The following is a 21002-nucleotide window of genomic DNA, read 5'->3' as shown; positions in this document are numbered from 1 at the left end:
GTCTTACTTCTCCTCGGTGGTACGGGCGTGGGTGACGGCGGGTTCGTTGCCGCCCAGGAGCAGGTACAGGACAGCCATCCGGATGGAGACTCCGTTTGCGACCTGCTCGACGACGGTGCAGCGCTCGGAGTCGGCGACCTCGGCGGTGATCTCCATGCCGCGGACCATCGGGCCGGGGTGCATCACGATGGCGTGCTCGGGCATCCGCGCCATGCGGTCGCCGTCGAGGCCGTAGCGCCGCGAGTACTCGCGCTCCGTCGGGAAGAACGCGGCATTCATGCGCTCGCGCTGGACCCGCAGCATCATCACCGCGTCGGACTTGGGCAGTACGGCGTCCAGGTCGTACGACACCTCGCAGGGCCAGCGCTCGACGCCGACCGGCACCAGCGTGGGCGGCGCTACGAGGGTGACCTCGGCGCCCAGCGTGTGCAGCAGGTCGACGTTGGAGCGGGCGACTCTGCTGTGCAGCACGTCACCGACGATGGTGATCCGCTTGCCGGACAGGTCGTGCCCTATCCCGGCGTCCCTTCCGACCAGCCGGCGGCGCATGGTGAACGCGTCGAGCAGGGCCTGGGTGGGGTGCTGGTGGGTGCCGTCGCCGGCGTTGATGACGGCCGCGTCGATCCAGCCGGAGTTGGCGAGCCGGTACGGGGCCCCGGAGGCGCCGTGCCGGATGACCACGGCGTCGACACCCATGGCCTCCAGGGTCTGGGCGGTGTCCTTCAGGGACTCGCCCTTGGAGACGCTCGACCCCTTGGCGGTGAAGTTGATGACGTCCGCAGAGAGGCGCTTCTCGGCGGCTTCGAAGGAGATACGCGTGCGCGTGGAGTCCTCGAAGAAGAGGTTGACGATCGTGCGGCCGCGCAGGGTCGGCAGTTTCTTGATCGGCCGGTCGGCGACCCGGGCCATCTCCTCGGCGGTGTCGAGGATCAGGACGGCGTCGTCGCGGGTGAGGTCGGCGGCCGAGATGAGATGACGCTGCATCTGTCAGGCTCCGTAAGGCAGTTCAGGTTTTGGGGAGGCCGGGGCTCTGGGGGTGTCCCCCAGAAAGCACAGCCGGGCAGACGGGCTCGCACAGAGCGCACGGAACAGGCGTACGGCGGTGACGTACGCGCGCGTGCTACTGCTGCTCGCCCGGGGCGGCCGGCTTCGCACCGAGCAGCACGGTGTCGCGACCGTCCTCCTCGGCGAGCTGGACCTTGACCGTCTCCCGCAGCGACGTGGGGAGGTTCTTGCCGACGTAGTCGGCGCGGATGGGCAGTTCGCGATGGCCCCGGTCGACGAGGACCGCGAGCTGCACGGCGCGCGGACGCCCGATGTCGTTCAGGGCATCGAGGGCCGCGCGGATGGTACGACCGGAGAACAGCACGTCGTCGACGAGGACGACCAGGCGGCCGTCGATGCCGTCACCGGGGATCTCGGTCCGGGCCAGCGCACGCGGCGGATGCATGCGCAGGTCGTCCCGGTACATGGTGATGTCGAGAGAACCCACCGGGATCTTGCGGTCGGTGATCTCCTCCAGCTTGGCGGCGAGCCGCTGGGCGAGGAAGACCCCTCGGGTCGGAATGCCGAGGAGCACCACGTCGTCGGCGCCCTTGGCGCGCTCGACGATCTCGTGGGCGATGCGGGTCAACACCCGCGCGATGTCGGGGCCTTCGAGAACGGGCCGCGCATCGGACGCCGGAATTCCGGATGTGTCCTGCTTGTCCATACGAAACGGACCTCCTTCTCCGCCTCACGGGACGGACCTTAAAGGACGTCGGATTTGCGCCATCCACGGTAGCAGGCCCCGGCGACGCCCCTGATCACCCCCATGGCGTAATCGGCCACCGCAGCCTCGGAAGAGTCGGTGTGGACCATTCGGCTTGACGCAGAAGAGTCACGCTGCGTAACCTCACAGTGAGTTACCAGACGCGCGGCTCGGAACCTCTGCAGCCGCGTCGACACAGTGTCCGGGGAGCTATATGTCCAGCGAATACGCCAAACAGCTCGGGGCCAAGCTCCGGGCCATCCGCACCCAGCAGGGCCTTTCCCTCCACGGTGTCGAGGAGAAGAGTCAGGGACGCTGGAAGGCGGTCGTGGTCGGTTCGTACGAGCGCGGCGACCGTGCCGTGACCGTACAGCGCCTCGCCGAACTGGCGGATTTCTATGGGGTCCCGGTGCAGGAGCTGCTGCCGGGCACCACCCCGGGCGGCGCCGCCGAGCCGCCGCCGAAGCTGGTCCTGGACCTGGAGCGGCTGGCGACCGTGCCGGCCGAGAAGGCGGGCCCGCTGCAGCGCTATGCGGCGACGATCCAGTCGCAGCGCGGTGACTACAACGGCAAGGTGCTGTCGATCCGCCAGGACGACCTGCGCACACTCGCCGTCATCTACGACCAGTCCCCCTCGGTCCTCACCGAGCAGCTGATCAGCTGGGGCGTGCTGGACGCGGACGCGCGCCGCGCGGTCGCCCACGAAGAGGTCTGACATCGTCCGAGAGCCCTTGGGGGCTCTCAGCAGAAACGTGCCGCCGGGGTGGCTGGAATTTCACTGTTCCGGCCACCCCGGCGGCTTTCTGCGGCCTTCGGGAGGCGCACAGGTACGGGAACGCCAGGGGGCCCGCAGCAGTCACGCTGCGGGCCCCCTGGCGATGTCTGCCTCTTGCGACCTGAAGTGCAACAGGTCGTTACGCCTCGTCCCGGCGCAGTGAGGGCTTCAGCTCCTTGAGCCGGCCCAGCAGGCCGTTGACGAACGCGGGCGACTCGTCCGTGGAGAACTCCTTCGCCAGCTGCACCATCTCGTCCAGCACGACGGCGTCCGGGATCTCGTCGGCCCAGATCAGCTCGTAGGCGCCGAGACGCAGGATGTTGCGGTCCACGACGGGCATCCGGTCGAGCGTCCAGCCGACCGAGTACTGCGCGATCAGCTCGTCGATGCGCTTCGCGTGCTTCGCGTAGCCCTCGACCAACTGCATCGTGTACTCGCTCACCGGCGGCTGCCGGGTGTCGTCCCGGGAGAGCCGGATCCAGTCCGCGAGGACCGTCAGGACGTCCGCGCCGCGCTGGTCGCCCTCGAAGAGGATCTGGAAGGCGCGCTTGCGGGCCGTGTTGCGGGCAGCCACGGTTAGCTGTTCACCCGGCCGAGGTAGTCGCTCGTGCGGGTGTCGACCTTGATCTTCTCACCGGTGGTGATGAAGAGCGGGACCTGGATCTGGTGGCCGGTCTCCAGCGTGGCGGGCTTGGTGCCGCCGGTGGAGCGGTCGCCCTGCAGGCCCGGCTCGGTCTCCTGGACGACGAGCTCGACGGCGGCCGGGAGCTCGACGAAGAGCACCTCGCCCTCGTGCTGCGCGACCGTCGCGGTGAAGCCCTCGATGAGGAAGTTGGCGGCGTCGCCGACAGCCTTGCGGTCGACCATGAGCTGGTCGTAGGTCTCCATGTCCATGAAGACGAAGTACTCGCCGTCCATGTACGAGAACTGCATGTCGCGCTTGTCGACAGTGGCCGTCTCGACCTTGACGCCGGCGTTGAACGTCTTGTCGACGACCTTGCCGGAGAGCACGTTCTTCAGCTTGGTGCGCACGAAGGCCGGGCCCTTGCCGGGCTTGACGTGCTGGAACTCGACGACGGACCAGAGCTGGCCGCCTTCGAGCTTGAGCACCAGGCCGTTCTTGAGGTCGTTCGTGGAAGCCACGGTTGCGGAATCTCCTGGACTGACGTGGACGACCCCGGCGCACGCACCTGCCGGCGGCGCCGGGGAAGGCCGGGCGTCGTGGGGACGAGCCTGGTCTTCCCTGGGGTCGCTAGAGTGCGAGCAGCTCCTTGGTCGTGATGGTGAGTAGCTCGGGTCCGCCGTCCGCCTCGGGGCGGACGACGAGCGTGTCATCGATCCGGACGCCGCCCCGGCCCGGGAGGTGGACCCCCGGTTCGACGGTGACCGGCACGCAAGCGTCCAGTTTACCCATGGCCGCAGGGGCAAGCTGCGGGTCCTCGTCGATTTCGAGCCCCACGCCGTGCCCCGTCAGGGCCGGGAGCCCTTCCGCGTACCCCGCGGAGTCCAGGACCTGACGTGCGGCGCGGTCCACATCACGGCAGGCCGCGCCGGGCATCAGGGACTCCCGTCCGGCGCGCTGGGCGGCGAAGACGAGGTCGTACAACTCGATCTGCCAGTCCGCGGGAGACGTGCCGATGACGAAGGTGCGGCCGATCTCGCAGCGGTAGCCGCGGTAGGCGGCGCCCAGACAGACGGAGAGGAAGTCACCCTCCTCGACACGGCGGTCGGTGGGCCGGTGGGCGCGCCTGCCGGCGTTGGGGCCGGTGGCCACGGAGGTCGGGAAGGCGGGGCCGTCGGCGCCGTGGTCGACGAGGCGGCGCTCCAGCTCCAGGGCGAGATGGCGTTCCGTGCGGCCGACGAGGATGGACTCCAGGAGTTCACCGAGGGCCTGATCGGCGATTTCGGCGCCGATACGGAGGCAGGAGATCTCCTCCTCGTCCTTGACCACCCTGAGCTGCTCCACGGCTGGGCCGAGGTCGGTGAGGCGCAGGCGCGGGACGACCGAGCGGATCTCCCGGTGCCGGGCCACGGTGAGGTGGTGTTCCTCCACGGCGAGGGTGTCGGCGCGCTGGGCTTCGGCGAGGTCGGCGGCGGCCACCGCGGGATCACCTGCGCTGCCGGGCAGGGTCTGGACGCGCAGCGCCTCGTCCGGCCGGCCCTCGGCGGGGCGGTCGTCCGGCGGGCCGGCGCAGAGCAGCAGGTCTTCGGTCTTGCCCAGGAGCAGGACGGCGCCCCGCGGGGCGGTGCCCGCGAGGTAGCGGACATTGGCGGGCCGGGAGATCAGCGCGGACTGGCTGCCGCCGGCCTTGCAGCGGTCTCTCAGCCTTGCTCGGCGGAGTGCGTACACCTCGGACATGAGATGAGCGTAGGAGCGGTGGGGGATTTGTGCCGGTTGGGGTGCCGATTGGGGGATGGGGGTGCCTCAACGGTTGTTCGCCCTCTACGGCCGAGTGGGGGCTGGTCGCGCAGTTCCCCGCGCCCCCAAAAGCCTTCCGGTTCCCCTGCGGTTACCAGTTCGGGGGGCTGGCTATCGACCTTGCCAGTACGTCGTCCAGCACCCGTGCCGTCTGCGGTACGTCCAGTTGGCTGTTGTCGATGATCGGGAGGCCCGAGCCGTACCAGCCCGCCATGCGGCCGTGGATGCGGGCGACCTCCTCGTCGGTGAGGCGGCGGTTGCCGGAGCGTTCCGCGTTGCGTTCCAGGACGATCTCCAGGCCGGGGAGGAGGACGACCGGGAGAAGGCCGGGGCCCACATGGCGCTTCCAGCCGCCGAGGCCGACGACCGGGCGGTCGGGGAAGACGGCGTCGTCGAGGATGCAGGAGATGCCGTTGGCCAGGAAGTTCCGGGCGGCGAAGCCGCAGGTGCGGCGGGCCAGGCGGTACTGCGCCTCCGAGTGGTCGTTCCACCCCGACTGCGGGTCGGCGAAGCCGGAGCGGACCCATTCGCGTACGTCGTCGAGGCTGATGTGGGCGGTGGGGACCCTGCGGTGGTCCGCCCAGTACTTGGCGACGCTCGTCTTGCCGGCGCCCGCGGGCCCGATGAGCAGCACCGCGAGGGTCGTGGCGGTGGGGTCGGGAGCGGTGGTGGCGGGCGCTGCGCTGGGCATGGCGACCGGGCCGCCGGGTGGCAGCGGGACGTGGCCGGTGGTGTCCGGGGCCGGCGGGGCCGGCATGTGCTGCGGCGCCGGCGGGACCGGGGGCGTTTGGGGATAGCCCGGTGCCGGGGGCGGCGGGGGCACGGGGACGGAGCCCTGGTGCGGACCCGGCTGGTGCGGACCCGGCTGGTGTGCGGCCGGCGACCAGCCTCCGGCCGGTCCGTGCCCCGGCTGATGGGGCGGCGGCAGCGGAGAACCCACTGCGTGCTGCATCCGGTGCCACTCCGTCTCGTACAGGCAATTGGTGCTGGCAGCGGGGTCAGAGGCCCGCTCCCTACCGAACGGTACCTGCCCCGGCCGCCGTTTGGTGAACGGCCGGGGACGGCCCGAAGTGCCCATGTCCGTAAGGCAAATCGGACGGACGACACTCCGGCGGACTTACTCGCCCACTTCGCCGTAGGCGGCCAGCAGGACGGCCGGGTCGGGGCTTTCCAGGACGGTCGGCTTGGCCAGGCCGTCCAGGACGATGAAGCGCAGCAGGTCGCCTCGGGACTTCTTGTCGACCTTCATCGCCTCCAGCAGCTTGGGCCACTGGTCGTAACGGTAGTGCAGGGGAAGGCCGACGGATTCGAGGACCGTGCGGTGCCGGTCGGCCGTGGCGTCGTCCAACCTCCCTGCCAGGCGGCCGAGTTCGGCGGCGAAGTGCATGCCGACCGAGACCGCGGCGCCGTGCCGCCACTGGTAGCGCTCGTTCTTCTCGATGGCGTGGCCCAGGGTGTGGCCGTAGTTGAGGATCTCCCTGAGGCCCGCCTCCTTCAGGTCGGACGAGACGACTTCGGCCTTGACCCTGATGGAGCGCTCGATGAGCTCGGCGGTGTGCGGGCCCGCAGGGGTCCGGGCGGCCTGCGGGTCGGCCTCGATCAGCTCCAGGATGGTCGGGTCGGCGATGAAGCCGGCCTTGATGATCTCGGCGAGCCCGGAGACGTAGTCGTTGACCGGCAGGGAGTCCAGCGCCGCGAGGTCGCACAGCACACCGGCGGGCGGGTGGAAGGCGCCGACGAGGTTCTTGCCCTCGGCGGTGTTGATGCCGGTCTTGCCGCCGACCGCGGCGTCCACCATGGCCAGCACGGTGGTCGGGATCGCGATCCAGCGCACCCCGCGCAGCCAGGTGGCGGCCACGAACCCGGCGAGGTCGGTGGTGGCACCGCCGCCGACGCCGACGATGACGTCGGTGCGGGTGAACCCGGACTGGCCCAGCGCCTTCCAGCAGTAGGCGGCGACCTCGGCGGTCTTGGCCTCCTCCGCGTTCGGCACCTGGATGGCGACGGCCTCGAAGCCCTGCCCGGCCAGATCGGCCCGCAGCGCGTCACCGGTCTCGGCGAGCGCCTCGGGGTGGACGACGGCGACCCGCTTGACCTTCTCCCCGATCAACCCGCCCAGCTCGCCCAGCAGCTGACGCCCCACCAGGACCTCGTACGGCTCGCTGCCCGCGCTCCCACCGACCTGGATCCGGGTGACTGCCTCGCTCATGCTTCCTTCAACTCCAGTGCGTCCAGGGCGACTTGGGTGACTTCTTCGGGGGTACGGCCGTCGGTGGCCACCACCGCCGTGGCCACCGCCTCGTACAGCGAACGGCGGGCCTCCATCAGCTCGCGCCACTGCTTGCGCGGGTTGACCGCGAGCAGCGGCCGGGCCGCGTTCAGCCCGGTGCGCTTGACGGCCTCCTCGACGTCCATCGAGAGGTAGACGACCCGCTGCCCGGCCAGCAGGGCGCGGGTGTCGGCGTCCAGGATCGAGCCGCCGCCGAGGGCGAGGACACCGTCGTGCTCGGCCAGTGCCTTGTGTACGGCGGCCTTCTCGATCGCCCGGAAGGCCGGCTCGCCCTCGTCGACGAAGATCTCCGCGATCGTGCGGCCCTCGGCCGCCACGATGTCGTCGTCGGTGTCCCGGTAGCCGACACCGAGCCGCTCGGCCAGCAATCTGCCGACGGTGGACTTGCCCACGCCCATCGGACCGACCAGCACCACCTGCACAGCACTCACCGGATGGCCAGGTTGTCGAGGTAGGACTGCACATTGCGGCGGGTCTCGGTGACCGAGTCGCCGCCGAACTTCTCCGCCACCGCGTCCGCCAGCACCAGGGCCACCATCGCCTCCGCGACAATCCCGGCGGCCGGCACCGCGGACACGTCCGAGCGCTGGTGGTGCGCCTGCGTCGCCTCGCCGGTGGTCACGTCGATGGTCTGCAGGGCGCGCGGCACGGTCGCGATCGGCTTCATCGCCGCCCGCACCCGCAGCAGCTCGCCGGTGGTCAGGCCGCCCTCGGTGCCGCCGGAGCGGCCGGAGGTGCGCTTGATGCCCTCGGGCGTGCCCACGATCTCATCGTGCGCCTTCGAACCCGGCACCCGCGCCAGCTCGAAGCCGTCGCCGAGCTCCACGCCCTTGATGGCCTGGATGCCCATCAGCGCACCCGCCAGCCGGGCGTCCAGCTTGCGGTCCCAGTGCACGTGCGAGCCCAGGCCCACCGGCACCCCGTACGCCAGGACCTCCACCACGCCGCCGAGGGTGTCGCCGTCCTTGTGGGCCTGGTCGACCTCGGCGACCATCGCCTTCGACGCGTCCGCGTCCAGGCAGCGCAGCGGGTCGGCGTCAAGCCTCTCGACATCGGCCGGGGTGGGGTAGACACCTTGCGGGGCCTTCACGGAGCACAGCTCGACGACATGGCTGACGATCTCGATGCCGGCCGTCTCCTTCAGGTACGACCGGGCCACCGCACCCAGCGCCACCCGGGCCGCGGTCTCCCGCGCCGACGCGCGCTCCAGGATCGGCCGGGCCTCGTCGAAACCGTACTTCTGCATGCCCGCCAGATCCGCATGGCCGGGACGGGGACGGGTCAGCGGGGCGTTGCGGGCCAGCCCGGCGAGGATCTCCGGGTCGACGGGATCGGCCGCCATGACCTGCTCCCACTTCGGCCACTCGGTGTTGCCCACCATGATCGCGACCGGGGAACCGAGGGTCAGTCCGTGCCGCACCCCGCCCAGGAAGGTGACCTCGTCGCGCTCGAACTTCATCCGCGCACCGCGTCCATAACCGAGCCGGCGCCGGGCCAGGTGGTCCGCCACCATCTCCGTGGTGATCGGCACACCGGCGGGAAGACCCTCCAGCGTCGCCACGAGTGCGGGACCGTGGGACTCCCCCGCGGTCAGCCAGCGCAACCTGCTCAACGGTGCTCCTCAGTGCTCGCGCCCTCGTACTGCCCTGCGTACGCACGTCCTCGCGTACGGCGACGGCGCGACCAGGTGCGCGGCCCCGGCCCGCCACCTCCGATCCTCCCACGTCCGGGCAACGGGTCCGATCCGAGTCCGACAAACGGACAGATCAGCCCAGCTGTGCGGCTTCGCGCATGGCAGCGAGCGGCGAGCGCGGGTCGCCGGTGAACTGGCGGAACTGGAAGACCGCCTGGTGCACCAGCAGGTCGAGGCCGCTGAGCACCTGCCCGCCCCGCTGTTGCCAGGCGGCGGCGAGAGGGGTGGGCCACGGTTCGTAGAGCACGTCGAAGAGGGTGCCGACCTGCGCGGGAACCTGCGCGGCCAGTTCGTCGGTGCCCCCGGCGGGCGTGGTCGAGATGACCAGGGGTGCGTCGAAGGCCCGTACCGCATCCGTCCAGTCGGCCGGGCTGACCTGCACGCCGAGCCGCTCGCCCCACTGCCGCATCTCGTCCGCGCGCCGCTCGCTGCGCACGTACACGGTGACCTCGCCGGTGCAGATCCGGGCGAGCGCGGCCAGCGCAGAGGAAGCGGTGGCGCCCGCGCCCAGGATCGCCGCCGACTCGGCCTTCTCCACGCCGCGCTCGTGCAGCGCCGCCACCAGGCCGGGGATGTCGGTGTTGTCGCCGACCTTTCGCCCGTCGGGCCGGAACACCACGGTGTTGACCGCCTCCACCGAGGCCGCCGTGTCGGTGATCTCGTCGAGCAGCGGGATCACCGCCCGCTTCAACGGCATCGTCAGCGACAGCCCCGCCCACTCCGGGCCGAGCTGTGCGAAGAACCCGGGCAGCGCCGCCTCGTCGATCTCGAACCTGTCGTACGACCAGTCGTCCAGGCCGAGCGCCCGGTACCCCGCGTTGTGCAGCTGCGGGGACAGGGAGTGGGCGATGGGCGAGCCCAGCACGGCCGCCCTTCGGGTCGCAGTCATCAGCTCTTTTTCCTCGACGCATTGAATTCGTCGACCAGCTTGTTGTGCTCGGCGAGCGTCTTGGTGAACTTGCTGGTCTTGCCGTCCAACGAGATGAAGTAGTACCAGCCGTCGTGCGTCGGGTCGAGCGCCCCCTTGAGGGCCAGCTCGCCGGGGTTGTCGATCGGGCCGGGCGGCAGCCCCTTGACGTAGTACGTGTTGTACGGGTTGTTGTACTTCCGCAGCTCGGCGATGCTCAGGTCGATCTTGGTCTGGTTCTTGATGTAGTTGTACGTGGAGTCGAACTCCAGCGAACCGTAGGTCTCGGGGTTCCCCGGCTTGAGGCGGTTGTAGACGACCTCGGCCATCTTGCGGAAGTCGTCGTGGCTGGTGCCCTCGGCCTGCGCCAGACTGGCCACGGTGAGCAGCTGCCAGGGGCTGTCGAGGCCGAGGCTCTTCGCCTTCTTGGTGAGGCCGAGTTCCTCGTACTTGTCGTTGGCCCGCGTGACCATGTCCTTCAGGACGTCCTCGGGCTTCTGGCCCTTGCTGACCGCGTAGCTGGACGGGTAGAGGAATCCTTCCAGCGGATCCTTCACGTTCGGGTGGTTCAGCGCCCAGGAGGGCAGGCCGAGGTTCTTGTAGTCCTGCTTCGCGACCTTGGCCGTGGTGCCCGCGGCGACGCCAAGACGGGTGTCGATCTGTTTGTAGATCTGCGAGTTGCGCAGGCCCTCGGCGAGGACCAGGTTGCTGCGGCTCTTGTTGCTGAGCATCAGTTCGACTGCGCTCGCGGCCGACATGTGCTTCTGCAGCGTGTAGACGCCGTCCTGGATCTTCTTGCCATCGGGGTTCGACTGCTGCGCGGAGACGAACGCGTCGACGCTCTCGACGACGCCTGCCGCCTTGAGCCTCTGCCCGATCACATAACCGCCCGCACCCTTGGGGATGGTGACGCTGACCATCTGGCCGTTTCCGTCACCCTCGTAGTCGGCCGACGGGCCGAAACGATCCTTGTAGAAGTGGTAGCCGAAGTAGCCGACCCCTGCGGTGCCTCCGGCGAAGATCACGACCAGCACGAGGCAGGCGCAGCCGCTGCGGCGCTTCTTGGGCTTCTTGCCGCCGCGGGCCTTACGGCCGGCGCGCGGGTCGTCGTCCTCGTCCTCGTCGTCCCCGCCGCCGGCGAAGAAGGCGTGTTCTCCCTGGTCGGGGCCCGGGTCCCAGTCGATCTGCGGCGGCTCGGGCTCGGCCTGCCTGCGGCCGGGCGGCTCGGGTGGCGGGTACGCGTCGGGAGTGCCGTAGTAGTCGGGCTGGTCGCCGCCGTATGCGGCGGCCTGCTGGGCATACGGGTCCGACGGATCCGTGTACTGGACATGTGTGTGGGTGCCGGTGCCCCAGCTGCCCTGGTCGTACGACTGCTGGCCCTGACCTGCGTAGTACTGCTGGTCGTAGCCCTGGTACTGCTGCTGCGGGTACTGCTGCTGCGCCTGGCCGTAGGTGGACTGCCCGCCGTTGCCCCAGTCACCGTAGTGCTGCTGCTGCGGCTGCTCCGGATAGTGCTGTGGCTGGCCGCCGTAGGGGGACTGCTGGCCCGCCTGGGCCTGCTGTCCGCCCCATCCGTCGTTCCCGTACAACGGGTCCTCCGGATGCCACGGTTCGGAGCCTTGGCCCCGGCCATACTCAGTCATCGATCCCCTAGAGCCGCGAGGCGGCGGTTACGCGGCTCTAGGCCGGGTTCCGTCCCGCCTCTTGCTGTGCAGCCGCTGTTCGAACAGCGGCGCAGACGCGCGGAACGTTACCGTATCGCGATCAGATGACCACTTCGACGCCCTCGCCGGGTGCTTTGCCTGACACCCGTTCGGATTCGAGGGCCTGCTGGAGGATGATCACAGCGGCTGCCTGGTCGATGACCGAGCGGCCCTTCTTCGACTTCACGCCCGAGGCGCGCAGTCCCTGACTGGCCGTCACCGTGGTCATCCGCTCGTCCACGAGCCGGACCGGGACGGGGGCGATGTTCTTTGCGAGCTCCTGCGCGAAGCCGCGAACCTTCACCGCGGCGGGGCCCTCGCCCCCCTTGAGGGAACGAGGGAGGCCGACGACGACCTCGATCGGCTCGTACTCCTCGACGAGTTGCTTGAGCCGTCGGTGAGCTGCCGGGATGTCCCGGCCGGGGACCGTCTCCACCGGGGTGGCGAGGATCCCGTCGGGGTCGCACGAGGCGACCCCGATGCGGGCGTCCCCGACATCGATCGCGAGTCGACGGCCTCTGCGCATCGTCACTTCGCGGTGTCCGTGACCAGCCGCTCGACGGCGTCCACGGCCTCGCCGATCGCGGCCGGGTTCTGACCGCCGCCCTGGGCGACGTCCGGCTTGCCGCCACCGCCGCCGCCGAGGGTCTTGGCGGCCGTGCGGACCAGGTCACCGGCCTTGAGGCCGCGCTCGCGGGCGGCCTCGTTGGTGGCGATGACCGTCAGCGGCTTGCCGTTGTTGACCGTGAACAGGGCGACCACGGCGGCCCGTCCGCCCTGGATGCGGCCGCGCACATCGAGGACCAGCTTGCGCAGGTCGTCGGGGGTCGTGCCGTCCGGTACCTGGCCGGTGACGACGGCGACGCCACGGATGTCCTTGGCGGACTCGACGAGACCGGCGGCGGCCTGCAGCACCTTCTCGGCGCGGAACTTCTCGATCTCCTTCTCGGCGTCCTTCAGCTTGCCGAGCATCGAGGAGACCTTCTCCGGCAGCTCCTCCGGGCGGCCCTTGAGCAGCTCGGTCAGCTGGTTGACGACCGTGTGCTCACGGGCGAGGAAGCTGTAGGCGTCGACACCGACGAGAGCCTCGATACGGCGGACGCCCGAGCCGATCGACGACTCGCCGAGCAGCTTCACCAGGCCCAGCTGGGCGGTGTTGTGCACGTGCGTGCCGCCGCAGAGCTCCTTGGAGAAGTCGCCGATGGTCACGACGCGGACCCGCTCGCCGTACTTCTCGCCGAACTCGGCGATGGCGCCCTGCTTCTTTGCCTCGTCGATGCCCATGACATCGGCGCGGACGTCGAGGTCGCGGGCGAGCACCTCGTTGATCTTCTGCTCGACGTCGCTCATCACGGCCGTGGGAACGGCGGACGGAGAGCCGAAGTCGAAGCGGAAGCGGCCGGGCTGGTTCTCGGAACCGGCCTGGGCGGCCGTCGGGCCGAGCGCGTCACGCAGCGCCTGGTGGGTGAGGTGCGTGGCGGAGTGGGCGCGGGCGATGGCCTTGCGGCGACGGGCGTCGATGGAGGCGTGGGCCTTGGCTCCGACGGTGACCTCGCCGACCTGGACGACGCCCTTGTGGACGTAGACGCCGGGGACCGGCTTCTGGCAGTCGCGGATCTCGATGACGGCACCGGAGTCGACCTTGATCTTGCCGGTGTCGCCGATCTGGCCGCCGCCCTCGGCGTAGAAGGGAGTGCGGTCGAGGACGATCTCGACCTCGTCGCCCTCGGTGGCGGCCGGGGAGGAGGCGCCGTCGACGAGGATGCCGACGATGGTGGACTCGCCCTCGGTGTCGCTGTAGCCGATGAAGTCGGTCTCACCGACCTTGTCGGCGATCTCACGGTAGGCGCCTGCACCGGCGTGACCGGTTTTCTTGGCCTGGGCGTCGGCCTTGGCGCGCTCCCGCTGCTCCTTCATCAGGCGGCGGAAGCCGTCCTCGTCCACGGAGAGGCCCTGCTCGGCGGCCATCTCCAGGGTGAGGTCGATCGGGAAGCCCCAGGTGTCGTGGAGCAGGAACGCCTTGTCGCCGGCGAGGACCGTGCCACCGGAGGCCTTGGTCTCGGTGACGGCGGTGTCGAGGATGTTGGTGCCGGCCTTCAGCGTCTTGAGGAAGGCGTTCTCCTCGGCGACGGCGACCTTCTCGATGCGCTCGCGGTCGGTGACCAGCTCGGGGTACTGCTGGCCCATCATGCCGATCACGGTGTCGATGAGGTCCAGGACGACCGGGCCGGTGGCGCCGAGCAGGCGCATGTTGCGGATGGCGCGGCGCATGATGCGGCGCAGGACGTAGCCGCGGCCCTCGTTGCCGGGCGTGACACCGTCGCCGATCAGCATCACGGACGTACGCATGTGGTCGGTGACCACGCGCAGGGAGACGTCCGAGTCGTGGGCGTCGCCGTAGGCCACACCGGTCAGCTCGGTGGCCTTGTTGATGACGGCCATCGAGGTGTCGATCTCGTACATGTTCTGCACGCCCTGCAGAATCATGGCGAGTCGTTCGAGGCCGAGGCCGGTGTCGATGTTCTTGCTGGGGAGCTCGCCGAGGATCTCGAAGTTGTCCTTGCCGATGCCCTCGCCGCGCTCGTACTGCATGAAGACGAGGTTCCAGATCTCCACGTACCGCTCGTCGTTGACGGCGGGGCCGCCCTCGACGCCGAACTCGGGGCCGCGGTCGTAGTTGATCTCGGAACAGGGGCCGCAGGGGCCAGGGACGCCCATGGACCAGTAGTTGTCCTTCATGCCCAGGCGCTGGATGCGCTCCTTGGGCACGCCGACGACCTCGTGCCAGATGCGCTCGGCCTCGTCGTCGTCCTTGTAGACGGTGATCCAGAGCTTCTCCGGCTCCAGGCCGTAACCACCCTTGTCCTGGGGGCTGGTGAGCAGCTCCCAGGCGTACTTGATGGCGCCTTCCTTGAAGTAGTCGCCGAAGGAGAAGTTGCCGCACATCTGGAAGAACGTGCCGTGCCGGGTGGTCTTGCCGACCTCTTCGATGTCGGGCGTCCGCACGCACTTCTGGACGCTGGTGGCGCGCGGGAAGGGCGGCTTGACCTCACCCAGGAAGTAGGGCTTGAAGGGCACCATGCCGGCCGGGACCAGGAGCAGAGTCGGGTCGTCCGCGATGAGCGACGCCGAAGGGACGACGGTGTGACCGCGCTCCTCGAAGAAGCTCAGCCAGCGGCGGCGAATCTCGGCCGACTCCATCAGTGGTCCTCATTCCGGTTGTACGAGTTGTTCGAGTACGTCTGGTACGTCGAGCCCTCGACGTACTTCGGGCTGTTGCGGTTCTCGATGGCGGGGTAGCGCCGAGGGGCGGGGAGTTCGGGGGCTGCGTTGATGCCGAGGGCCTCCCCCAGCTCCTCCTCCCGCAGGGCCATGTTGTCCCGGACGTCCAGCGCGAAGCCGACCGCGCGGTCCTTGAGCCGGTGACCGGCCTCGAGCGCCTTGTTGGCCGCGGAGGCGGCAAGGTTCTCGGGCGTCAGCTGCTTCAGCTTGCGGTTGACCTTGGTGGTGGCCCACACACCGGCGGCGACGCCCGTGGTGAACCAGAACGTACGACGGAACATCGCTGGTCTCAGTCCCTCTTCCCACGGAGGTTTCGCTTGCCCCGCCGCGCGGCCGGGACGGTCCGGCCCACGATCACGGTACGCCTGGACTCCTTGGCGGGCACATCGTCCCGGCGGGCGCCCAGGGCCCGGCGGACGCCGTAGCCGAACGCCGCGACCTTGACCAGGGGGCCGCCGAAGGTGGAGGCGACGGTGGTCGACAGCGCCGACGCGTTCGACGTGACCTCCTGGACGTCCGTGGCGATCGCGTCGACCCGGTCGATCTGGGTCTGTGCGGAGCGGACCGCCGACGAGGCGTCGGCCAGCAGCGGGACGGCCTGATCGGTCACGTCCGCCACGAGCTTGGTGGTCGCCTTGAGCGTCTGGGCCACCCTCGCCAGCGCGACGGCGAGGAAGGAGACCAGGATCGCCCAGAAGACAGCCACCAGGATCCCGGCCACCTCTCCACCGGACACCACGCGCACCCGCTCCCTGGAACATGCCTGAACATCGAAAAGTCGTAGGCCGAGCCTATCGCGCCGGGGACGGGGCTCCGCACCGGATTACCGTCAGCGCGCTGCCGAGTTGTGCGAAGCGATTGTACGGACTGAATACGGGTCAGTACGCTCCGTGTTCCATGCGGGATCATCAGCGCGGCGGCGGCTCCGTGCACGGCAATCTCCCCCTGGAGCTCAATGCGTTCGTGGGCCGCTCGGCCGAACTCGCCGGGCTGGAGGGGGCGCTCGGCGCGGTTCGGCTGGTGACGGTGACGGGCGCGGGCGGGGTCGGCAAGTCACGGCTCGCGGCGCGGGCGGCCGTGCGGTGCGCGCCGCGTGACGGGGTGTGGCGGGTGGAGCTGGCGCCGGTGCGCGATCCGGAGTTCGTGGACTACGCCGTCGTGGAGGCCCTGGGGCTGACCGACCACACGAGGCGGCTGCCTCGCGAGACGCTGCTCGCTCATCTCGCCGAGCGTCAACTCCTGCTTGTACTGGACGGGTTCGAGCATCTGGTGGAGGTGTGTGCCGGTCTGGTGGGCGAGTTGCTCGGGCAGCTCCCCGGGCTGCGGGTGCTCGCCGTGGGGCGCAGGCCGCTGGGCGTGGCGGGTGAGCGGGTGTTTCCGCTGGCGCCGCTCGGCGAGGACGAAGCGGTCGCACTGTTGCTGAGCCGGGCGGCCGAACAGGGTCAGGCGGTGGCGGACGGGCCGGAGGTACGGGAGGTGTGCCGGCGTCTGGACGGCATCCCGCTCGCCGTCGAGCTGGCCGCGGGCCGGCTGCGGGCCCTGTCTCCCGGGCAGCTGCTGGACCGGCTCGACGACCGTTTCCGGCTGCTGACCGGCGGCGGAAGGGATGCCCTGCCCCGCCATCGAACCCTGCGTCTGGCCATCGGCTGGAGCCATGAACTGTGCACGCCCCAGGAGCGGTTGCTGTGGTCGCGGCTGTCGGTGTTCGCCGGGCGGTTCGAGCTGGAGGCCGTCGAGTACGTGTGCAGCGGGTACGGCCTGGAGGCCGACGACGTCCTCGACGTGCTCACCGAGCTGCTCGCGCAGTCGCTGGTCGTGCGCGAGGAGACGCCGGCGGGGGTGCGCTACCGGATGCTGGACACGGTCCGGGCGTACGGCGCCGACTGGCTGGAGGCGACCGGGGACGCGGCCCGGCTGCGGCGCCGGCACCGCGACTGGTATCTGGGCCTTGCGACCTGGTGCGAGCTGGACTGGTTCTCGCCGCGCCAGAACGAGGTGGCCGCGCGTGTGGAGGCGGAGCTGTCGAATCTGCGCTGCGCGCTGGAGCACTGCCTGGCCGAGCCGGAGTCGGCGTATCTGGGCCAGTACCTCGCGGGCTCGCTGTGGTTCTACTGGGCGGGCTGCGGGCGGCTGTCGGAGGGGCGGCACTGGCTGGAGCAGGTCGTGCAGCCGGATGCCGGCCACGAGCGGTCCCGGCTGAAGGCGCTGTGGGTGCTCGGCTATGTGGCGATCCTGCAGGGGGACAAGGCGGCCGCGCTGGCGGCGCTGCAGGAGTGCCGGGAGGAGGCGGAGCGCTCGGGGGACGCGACGGCGGTGGCGTACGCGGAGCACCGCACCGGATGCCTGGCCCTGGTCACGGACGACATGGCGCGCGCGGAGACCCTGCTGCGCTCGGCTCTGGACCGCTACCGGGAGATCGGCGAGCTCAACAGCAATGTGCTGATGGGGCAGGTCGAACTGGCCATGGCGCGCGCGTTCCAGGGCGATCTGCCGGATGCGGTGCGGTTGTGCGAGGAGGTCCGCCGGATGTGCGAGGACCACGGCGAACGGTGGACCCGCACCTATGCCCTGTACGTCCTGGCGTACGCGGCCTGGGCCGACGGCGACCCGGCAAGGGCTCGCACCCTGCTGACGGACTGCCTCGCCGGCGCCCACTCCTTCCACGACCTGCTCGGTTCGGTGCTGGCGGTCGAGCTGCTGGCCCTGGTCACGGCGGTGCAGGGCGATGTGGCGGAGGCGGCGGTGCTGCAGGGCGCGGCGGCCCGGATGTGGCCGTCGGTCGGTCTGCGGCTGTTCGGGTCGGCGTACTACAACGCGCCGCACGAGCTGTGCGAGGCCACGGCGCGGGAGCGGCTGGGCGACGAGCGGTACGAGGAGTGCGTGGCGGAAGGGCGTCGGCTGGTGCGGGAGGCGGCGGTGTCGCGGGCGCTGGAGCGGCCGCCGCAGACCGTTCCGTCGCCGCGGGGGCCGGTCCGGCATGCGACGGCGAGCGTGAACATGCACGAACCCGCCGCCCCCCGCGCCCACAGGGGCGGGGAGACGGCGGGCTGAGGTGGTGCTACCGCCTGCTGGTGATCAGCGGGCGTAGTACTCGACGACGAGCTGCTCGTCGCAGATCACCGGGATCTCCTTGCGGTTCGGCTCGCGGTCCAGGCGGAACGCCAGGGCCTTGAGGTTCACCTGGAGGTAGCGCGGGGTCTCGCCCTCGGGGGCGAAGCCGCCCTCACGGGCGATGGAGAAGAGGGTCTTCTCGCGGCTGCGCTCGCGGACCATCACGACGTCGTCGGGCTTGACGCGGAAGGACGGCTTGTCGACCTTCTGGCCGTTGACCTCGATGTGGCCGTGAACGACCATCTGACGGGCCTGGTAGATGGTGCGGGCGATGCCCGAACGCAGGACCAGGGCGTCGAGACGGCGCTCGAGCTCGATGATCAGGGCCTCACCGGTCTTGCCCTGGACCTTGGAGGCACGCTCGTAGGCGCGGACGAGCTGGCGCTCGGACACGTCGTACTGCGCACGCAGACGCTGCTTCTCGAGCAGACGGACCTTGTAGTCCGAGTTCTGCTTGCGGCCACGGCCGTGCTCACCCGGCGGGTAGGGACGGGCCTCGAAGTACTTGACGGCCTTCGGGGTCAGCGCGATGCCGAGGGCACGCGACTTCTTGACCTTGGGGCGGGACTGGTTCGCCACAATCTCTCATTTCTCAGTGTTCGGCTTGTCAGAGTTGAGGGAGGTCGCATCCGCAGCCGGGGAAACCCGCCGGGTCCGTTGCCGGGCCTGGTGGGCAGCCGCTCCCCTGGTCTGGGCACATATGTGCAGCACGCGAGTGGCCCACCGACCGGTCTCGCCATGCGACGAGTGGTGATGGGCTGCCCGCGACACCATTCGAACGGTGCGCGACGCTCCTGGAGTCCGGTCCGGGGACCGGGCTCCGGCTGACCGTCCCGTTCTGACTGCACGGGACACAGCACTCCGAGGGAGTCTACAGGGCGCTCAGGACCGCTTGCGACCGAGGTGCTGTCTGGTCCATTCGACCGCGTCCGCGTACCGCGCCTCGGCTCCGTGTCTGGTCGGGGTGTAGTACTCGCGGTCCTTGAGGGCGTCCGGGGCGTACTGCTGCTCGGCGATGCCCTCCGCGAGGTCGTGCGGATACACGTATCCCTGCGCGTGCCCGAGCTTTGCGGCGCCCTTGTAGTGCCCGTCGCGCAGGTGCGGGGGCACGGGACCCGCCAGTCCCTTGCGTACGTCTTCCATGGCGGCGCCGATCGCCGTCGTCGCGGCGTTCGACTTCGGGGCCAGGGCGAGGGCGATGGTGGCGTGGCTGAGGGTGAGGGCGGCCTCGGGGAAACCGATCATGGCGACGGCCTGGGCGGCCGCGACGGCTATCGGCAGCGCGTTCGGGTCGGCCAGGCCGATGTCCTCGCTGGCGGAGATCATCAGACGGCGGGCGATGAAACGGGGGTCCTCGCCGGCCTCGATCATGCGGGCCAGGTAGTGCAGGGCGGCGTCGACGTCGGAGCCGCGGATGGACTTGATGAGGGCGCTGGCGACGTCGTAGTGCTGGTCGCCGTCGCGGTCGTACTTCACCGCCGCCCGGTCGACCGTCTCCTCCAGGGTCGTCAGGGAAACCTCCGTCTCGCCCTTGTCGAGGGCGGCTCCGGCCGCTGCTTCCAGCGCGGTCAGGGCGCGGCGGGCGTCGCCGCCCGCGATGCGCAGGAGGTGGTCCTCGGTGTCCTCGGGGAGGGTGACGGCGTCCTTCAAGCCGCGCTCGTCACTCAGCGCGCGCTTGAGCAGCCCCCGGAGGTCGTCGTCGGTGAGGGGTTCGAGGGTGAGGAGGAGGGAGCGGGACAGGAGTGGGGAGATCACCGAGAAGTACGGGTTCTCCGTGGTCGCCGCGATCAGGGTCACCCAGCGGTTCTCGACCGCCGGGAGGAGGGAGTCCTGCTGGGCCTTGCTGAAGCGGTGGATCTCGTCGAGGAAGAGGACGGTCTCCTTGCCGAAGCCGCCCGTGGCCCGGCGGGCGCCGTCGATGACCGCGCGGACCTCCTTGACGCCCGCGGTGATCGCCGAGAGCTCGACGAAGCGCTTGTTGGTGGCCTTGGAGACGACGTACGCCAAGGTCGTCTTGCCGGTGCCGGGCGGGCCCCAGAGGATCACCGAGGAGGGTCCTGCGGGGCCACCCGCGCCCTCGCCGACCAGACGCCGCAGAGGCGAACCGGGCTTCAGCAGGTGCTGCTGACCCACCACCTCGTCAAGCGTGCGCGGGCGCATCCGCACCGCCAGGGGACTCCCGGTCGGGTCCTTCTCCTGGCGTTCTTCTGCGGCTGCGGTGAACAGGTCTGGCTCCACGTCCAAAACCCTAAATCACCGGACTGACAATCCCCTCGGGCCCTGGGAAGCCGGGGCCCCGAGGCCGGGGCTCAGCTGGTCCAGAAGTCCCACCAGCGGGTCAGCACCAGCATGCCGATGATGCCGACGTGCAGGACGGGCATGACCCAGGTGAACTCGCCGAAGAAGCTCTTCAGCCAGCGCGGGGCGGGCAGGAAGCTGTTGCGGATGTTGAACGAGGTCACGTACCAGAACATGGTGATCGTCGCGACCCAGGCCAGGGAGCACCACAGGCAGAGCGCGTTGATGCGGTACAGCGACTGGAACTGCAGCCAGGTGCAGAAGCCGACACCGAAGAGCGTGCCGAAGTTGAAGGTGAGCCAGTACCAGCGCGGGAAGCGGGCGCGGGCCAGCAGGCTCATGCCGACACAGATGACGATGCCGTAGCAGACCAGGCCCAGCATCGGATTGGGGAACCCGAAGGCGGCGGCCTGCTTGGACTCCATCACGCTGCCGCAGGAGACGACCGGGTTGAGGCTGCAGCCGGGGGTGAAGGTCTTGCCCTCGACCTTGGCCTCGAGCAGCTTGAACTTGTCGATCGTGATGACCCACGCGGCGAGCAGACCGGCCGCACCCGTGATGATCAGCAGGAGGGCGAATGCCCGGCTGCCGCCCACTGTGCGTGATCCCGTGGGGTTGTGGTCCCCGGCGGGCTCGGTGGAGAGGTCTTTGACTGTGGTCTTGCTCATCACGCCGATTCCGTCTGCTTGAGAGTTGGACCTTCTTCGGGCAGGGGCCATTGTGCCGCACTAAGGCCACTGTCCACCGTTCGGTGGACATAAGGAAGTACGCACG

20 protein-coding genes are annotated in these 21002 nt (G+C 69.9%); 2 read left to right on the top strand and 18 right to left on the bottom strand.

Going from position 1 to position 21002, the window contains the following annotated elements:
• Window positions 1-3: 3 nt before the first annotated feature.
• A complete protein-coding gene (locus ACWDAG_RS23105) occupies window positions 4-984 on the bottom strand; it encodes an aspartate carbamoyltransferase catalytic subunit (RefSeq protein WP_450697430.1) in 981 nt (326 codons plus the stop codon).
• A 136-nt stretch (window positions 985-1120) separates the two neighbouring features.
• On the bottom strand, window positions 1121-1711 hold the full coding sequence (pyrR, locus tag ACWDAG_RS23100) for a bifunctional pyr operon transcriptional regulator/uracil phosphoribosyltransferase PyrR (protein WP_365835585.1): 591 nt from the start codon (window positions 1709-1711) through the stop codon (window positions 1121-1123).
• Window positions 1712-1964: 253 nt separating this feature from the next.
• On the opposite strand from pyrR, the gene bldD reads away from it, so the two are divergent.
• A complete protein-coding gene (gene bldD / locus ACWDAG_RS23095; RefSeq protein ID WP_030946861.1) occupies window positions 1965-2465 on the top strand; it encodes a transcriptional regulator BldD in 501 nt (166 codons plus the stop codon).
• A gap of 199 nt (window positions 2466-2664) precedes the next feature.
• On the opposite strand, the gene nusB is transcribed toward bldD, so the two are convergent.
• The 13 genes from nusB to ACWDAG_RS23030 form a co-directional block, all read right to left on the bottom strand.
• A complete protein-coding gene (gene nusB / locus ACWDAG_RS23090) occupies window positions 2665-3099 on the bottom strand; it encodes a transcription antitermination factor NusB (protein ID WP_450697429.1) in 435 nt (144 codons plus the stop codon).
• Between the two features lie 2 nt (window positions 3100-3101).
• Complete coding sequence (efp, locus tag ACWDAG_RS23085; RefSeq protein ID WP_020117452.1) at window positions 3102-3668, bottom strand: elongation factor P; 567 nt, start codon at window positions 3666-3668, stop codon at window positions 3102-3104.
• 109 nt (window positions 3669-3777) lie between these two features.
• The gene (locus ACWDAG_RS23080) at window positions 3778-4884 is read right to left on the bottom strand and encodes an aminopeptidase P family protein (RefSeq protein ID WP_450697428.1); all 1107 of its coding nucleotides are present in this window, start codon (window positions 4882-4884) and stop codon (window positions 3778-3780) included.
• 151 nt (window positions 4885-5035) lie between these two features.
• Window positions 5036-5896, bottom strand: a complete 861-nt coding sequence (locus ACWDAG_RS23075) for a Pro-rich N-terminal domain-containing protein (protein ID WP_450697427.1) — start codon at window positions 5894-5896, stop codon at window positions 5036-5038.
• 165 nt (window positions 5897-6061) lie between these two features.
• The gene (gene aroB, locus ACWDAG_RS23070; RefSeq protein WP_450697426.1) at window positions 6062-7153 is read right to left on the bottom strand and encodes a 3-dehydroquinate synthase; all 1092 of its coding nucleotides are present in this window, start codon (window positions 7151-7153) and stop codon (window positions 6062-6064) included.
• Entirely contained in the window at window positions 7150-7665 is a 516-nt protein-coding gene (locus tag ACWDAG_RS23065) for a shikimate kinase (protein ID WP_450697425.1), read from the bottom strand. Before ACWDAG_RS23065 ends, aroB begins: the two co-directional genes overlap by 4 nt.
• Window positions 7662-8846, bottom strand: a complete 1185-nt coding sequence (gene aroC / locus ACWDAG_RS23060; RefSeq protein WP_450697424.1) for a chorismate synthase — start codon at window positions 8844-8846, stop codon at window positions 7662-7664. The genes ACWDAG_RS23065 and aroC overlap by 4 nt, the downstream gene beginning before the upstream one ends.
• 154 nt (window positions 8847-9000) lie before the next feature.
• Window positions 9001-9816 (bottom strand): shikimate dehydrogenase, encoded by an 816-nt coding sequence (locus tag ACWDAG_RS23055; protein WP_450697423.1) that lies wholly within the window; start codon window positions 9814-9816, stop codon window positions 9001-9003.
• On the bottom strand, window positions 9816-11477 hold the full coding sequence (mltG, locus tag ACWDAG_RS23050; protein ID WP_450697422.1) for an endolytic transglycosylase MltG: 1662 nt from the start codon (window positions 11475-11477) through the stop codon (window positions 9816-9818). The genes ACWDAG_RS23055 and mltG overlap by 1 nt, the downstream gene beginning before the upstream one ends.
• Window positions 11478-11598: 121 nt before the next feature.
• Window positions 11599-12063 (bottom strand): Holliday junction resolvase RuvX, encoded by a 465-nt coding sequence (gene ruvX / locus ACWDAG_RS23045; protein WP_450697446.1) that lies wholly within the window; start codon window positions 12061-12063, stop codon window positions 11599-11601.
• A 2-nt stretch (window positions 12064-12065) separates the two neighbouring features.
• Complete coding sequence (gene alaS, locus ACWDAG_RS23040; RefSeq protein WP_450697421.1) at window positions 12066-14738, bottom strand: alanine--tRNA ligase; 2673 nt, start codon at window positions 14736-14738, stop codon at window positions 12066-12068.
• A complete protein-coding gene (locus ACWDAG_RS23035; RefSeq protein ID WP_351466613.1) occupies window positions 14738-15100 on the bottom strand; it encodes a hypothetical protein in 363 nt (120 codons plus the stop codon). The genes alaS and ACWDAG_RS23035 overlap by 1 nt, the downstream gene beginning before the upstream one ends.
• Window positions 15101-15108: 8 nt before the next feature.
• A complete protein-coding gene (locus tag ACWDAG_RS23030) occupies window positions 15109-15555 on the bottom strand; it encodes a DUF948 domain-containing protein (protein ID WP_099934017.1) in 447 nt (148 codons plus the stop codon).
• 161 nt (window positions 15556-15716) lie between these two features.
• Between ACWDAG_RS23030 and ACWDAG_RS23025 the strand changes: the two genes are divergently transcribed.
• Window positions 15717-17870 (top strand): ATP-binding protein, encoded by a 2154-nt coding sequence (locus ACWDAG_RS23025; protein ID WP_450697420.1) that lies wholly within the window; start codon window positions 15717-15719, stop codon window positions 17868-17870.
• 24 nt (window positions 17871-17894) lie between these two features.
• Here the strand turns inward: ACWDAG_RS23025 and rpsD are convergent, their stop codons facing one another.
• From rpsD to ACWDAG_RS23010, 3 genes are all read right to left on the bottom strand, one after another.
• Window positions 17895-18509: a 30S ribosomal protein S4 gene (gene rpsD, locus ACWDAG_RS23020; protein ID WP_062674288.1), complete on the bottom strand. Its 615-nt coding sequence runs from the start codon at window positions 18507-18509 to the stop codon at window positions 17895-17897.
• Window positions 18510-18812: 303 nt separating this feature from the next.
• Complete coding sequence (locus tag ACWDAG_RS23015) at window positions 18813-20168, bottom strand: replication-associated recombination protein A (protein ID WP_450697419.1); 1356 nt, start codon at window positions 20166-20168, stop codon at window positions 18813-18815.
• Between the two features lie 71 nt (window positions 20169-20239).
• Window positions 20240-20896: a vitamin K epoxide reductase family protein gene (locus tag ACWDAG_RS23010; protein WP_450697418.1), complete on the bottom strand. Its 657-nt coding sequence runs from the start codon at window positions 20894-20896 to the stop codon at window positions 20240-20242.
• Window positions 20897-21002: the final 106 nt, after the last annotated feature.

The sequence above is a fragment of the Streptomyces sp. NPDC001157 genome (genome assembly GCF_053598255.1).
Note: the sequence above shows the minus strand (reverse complement) of the source record. Positions and strands in the feature narration are given on the sequence as shown.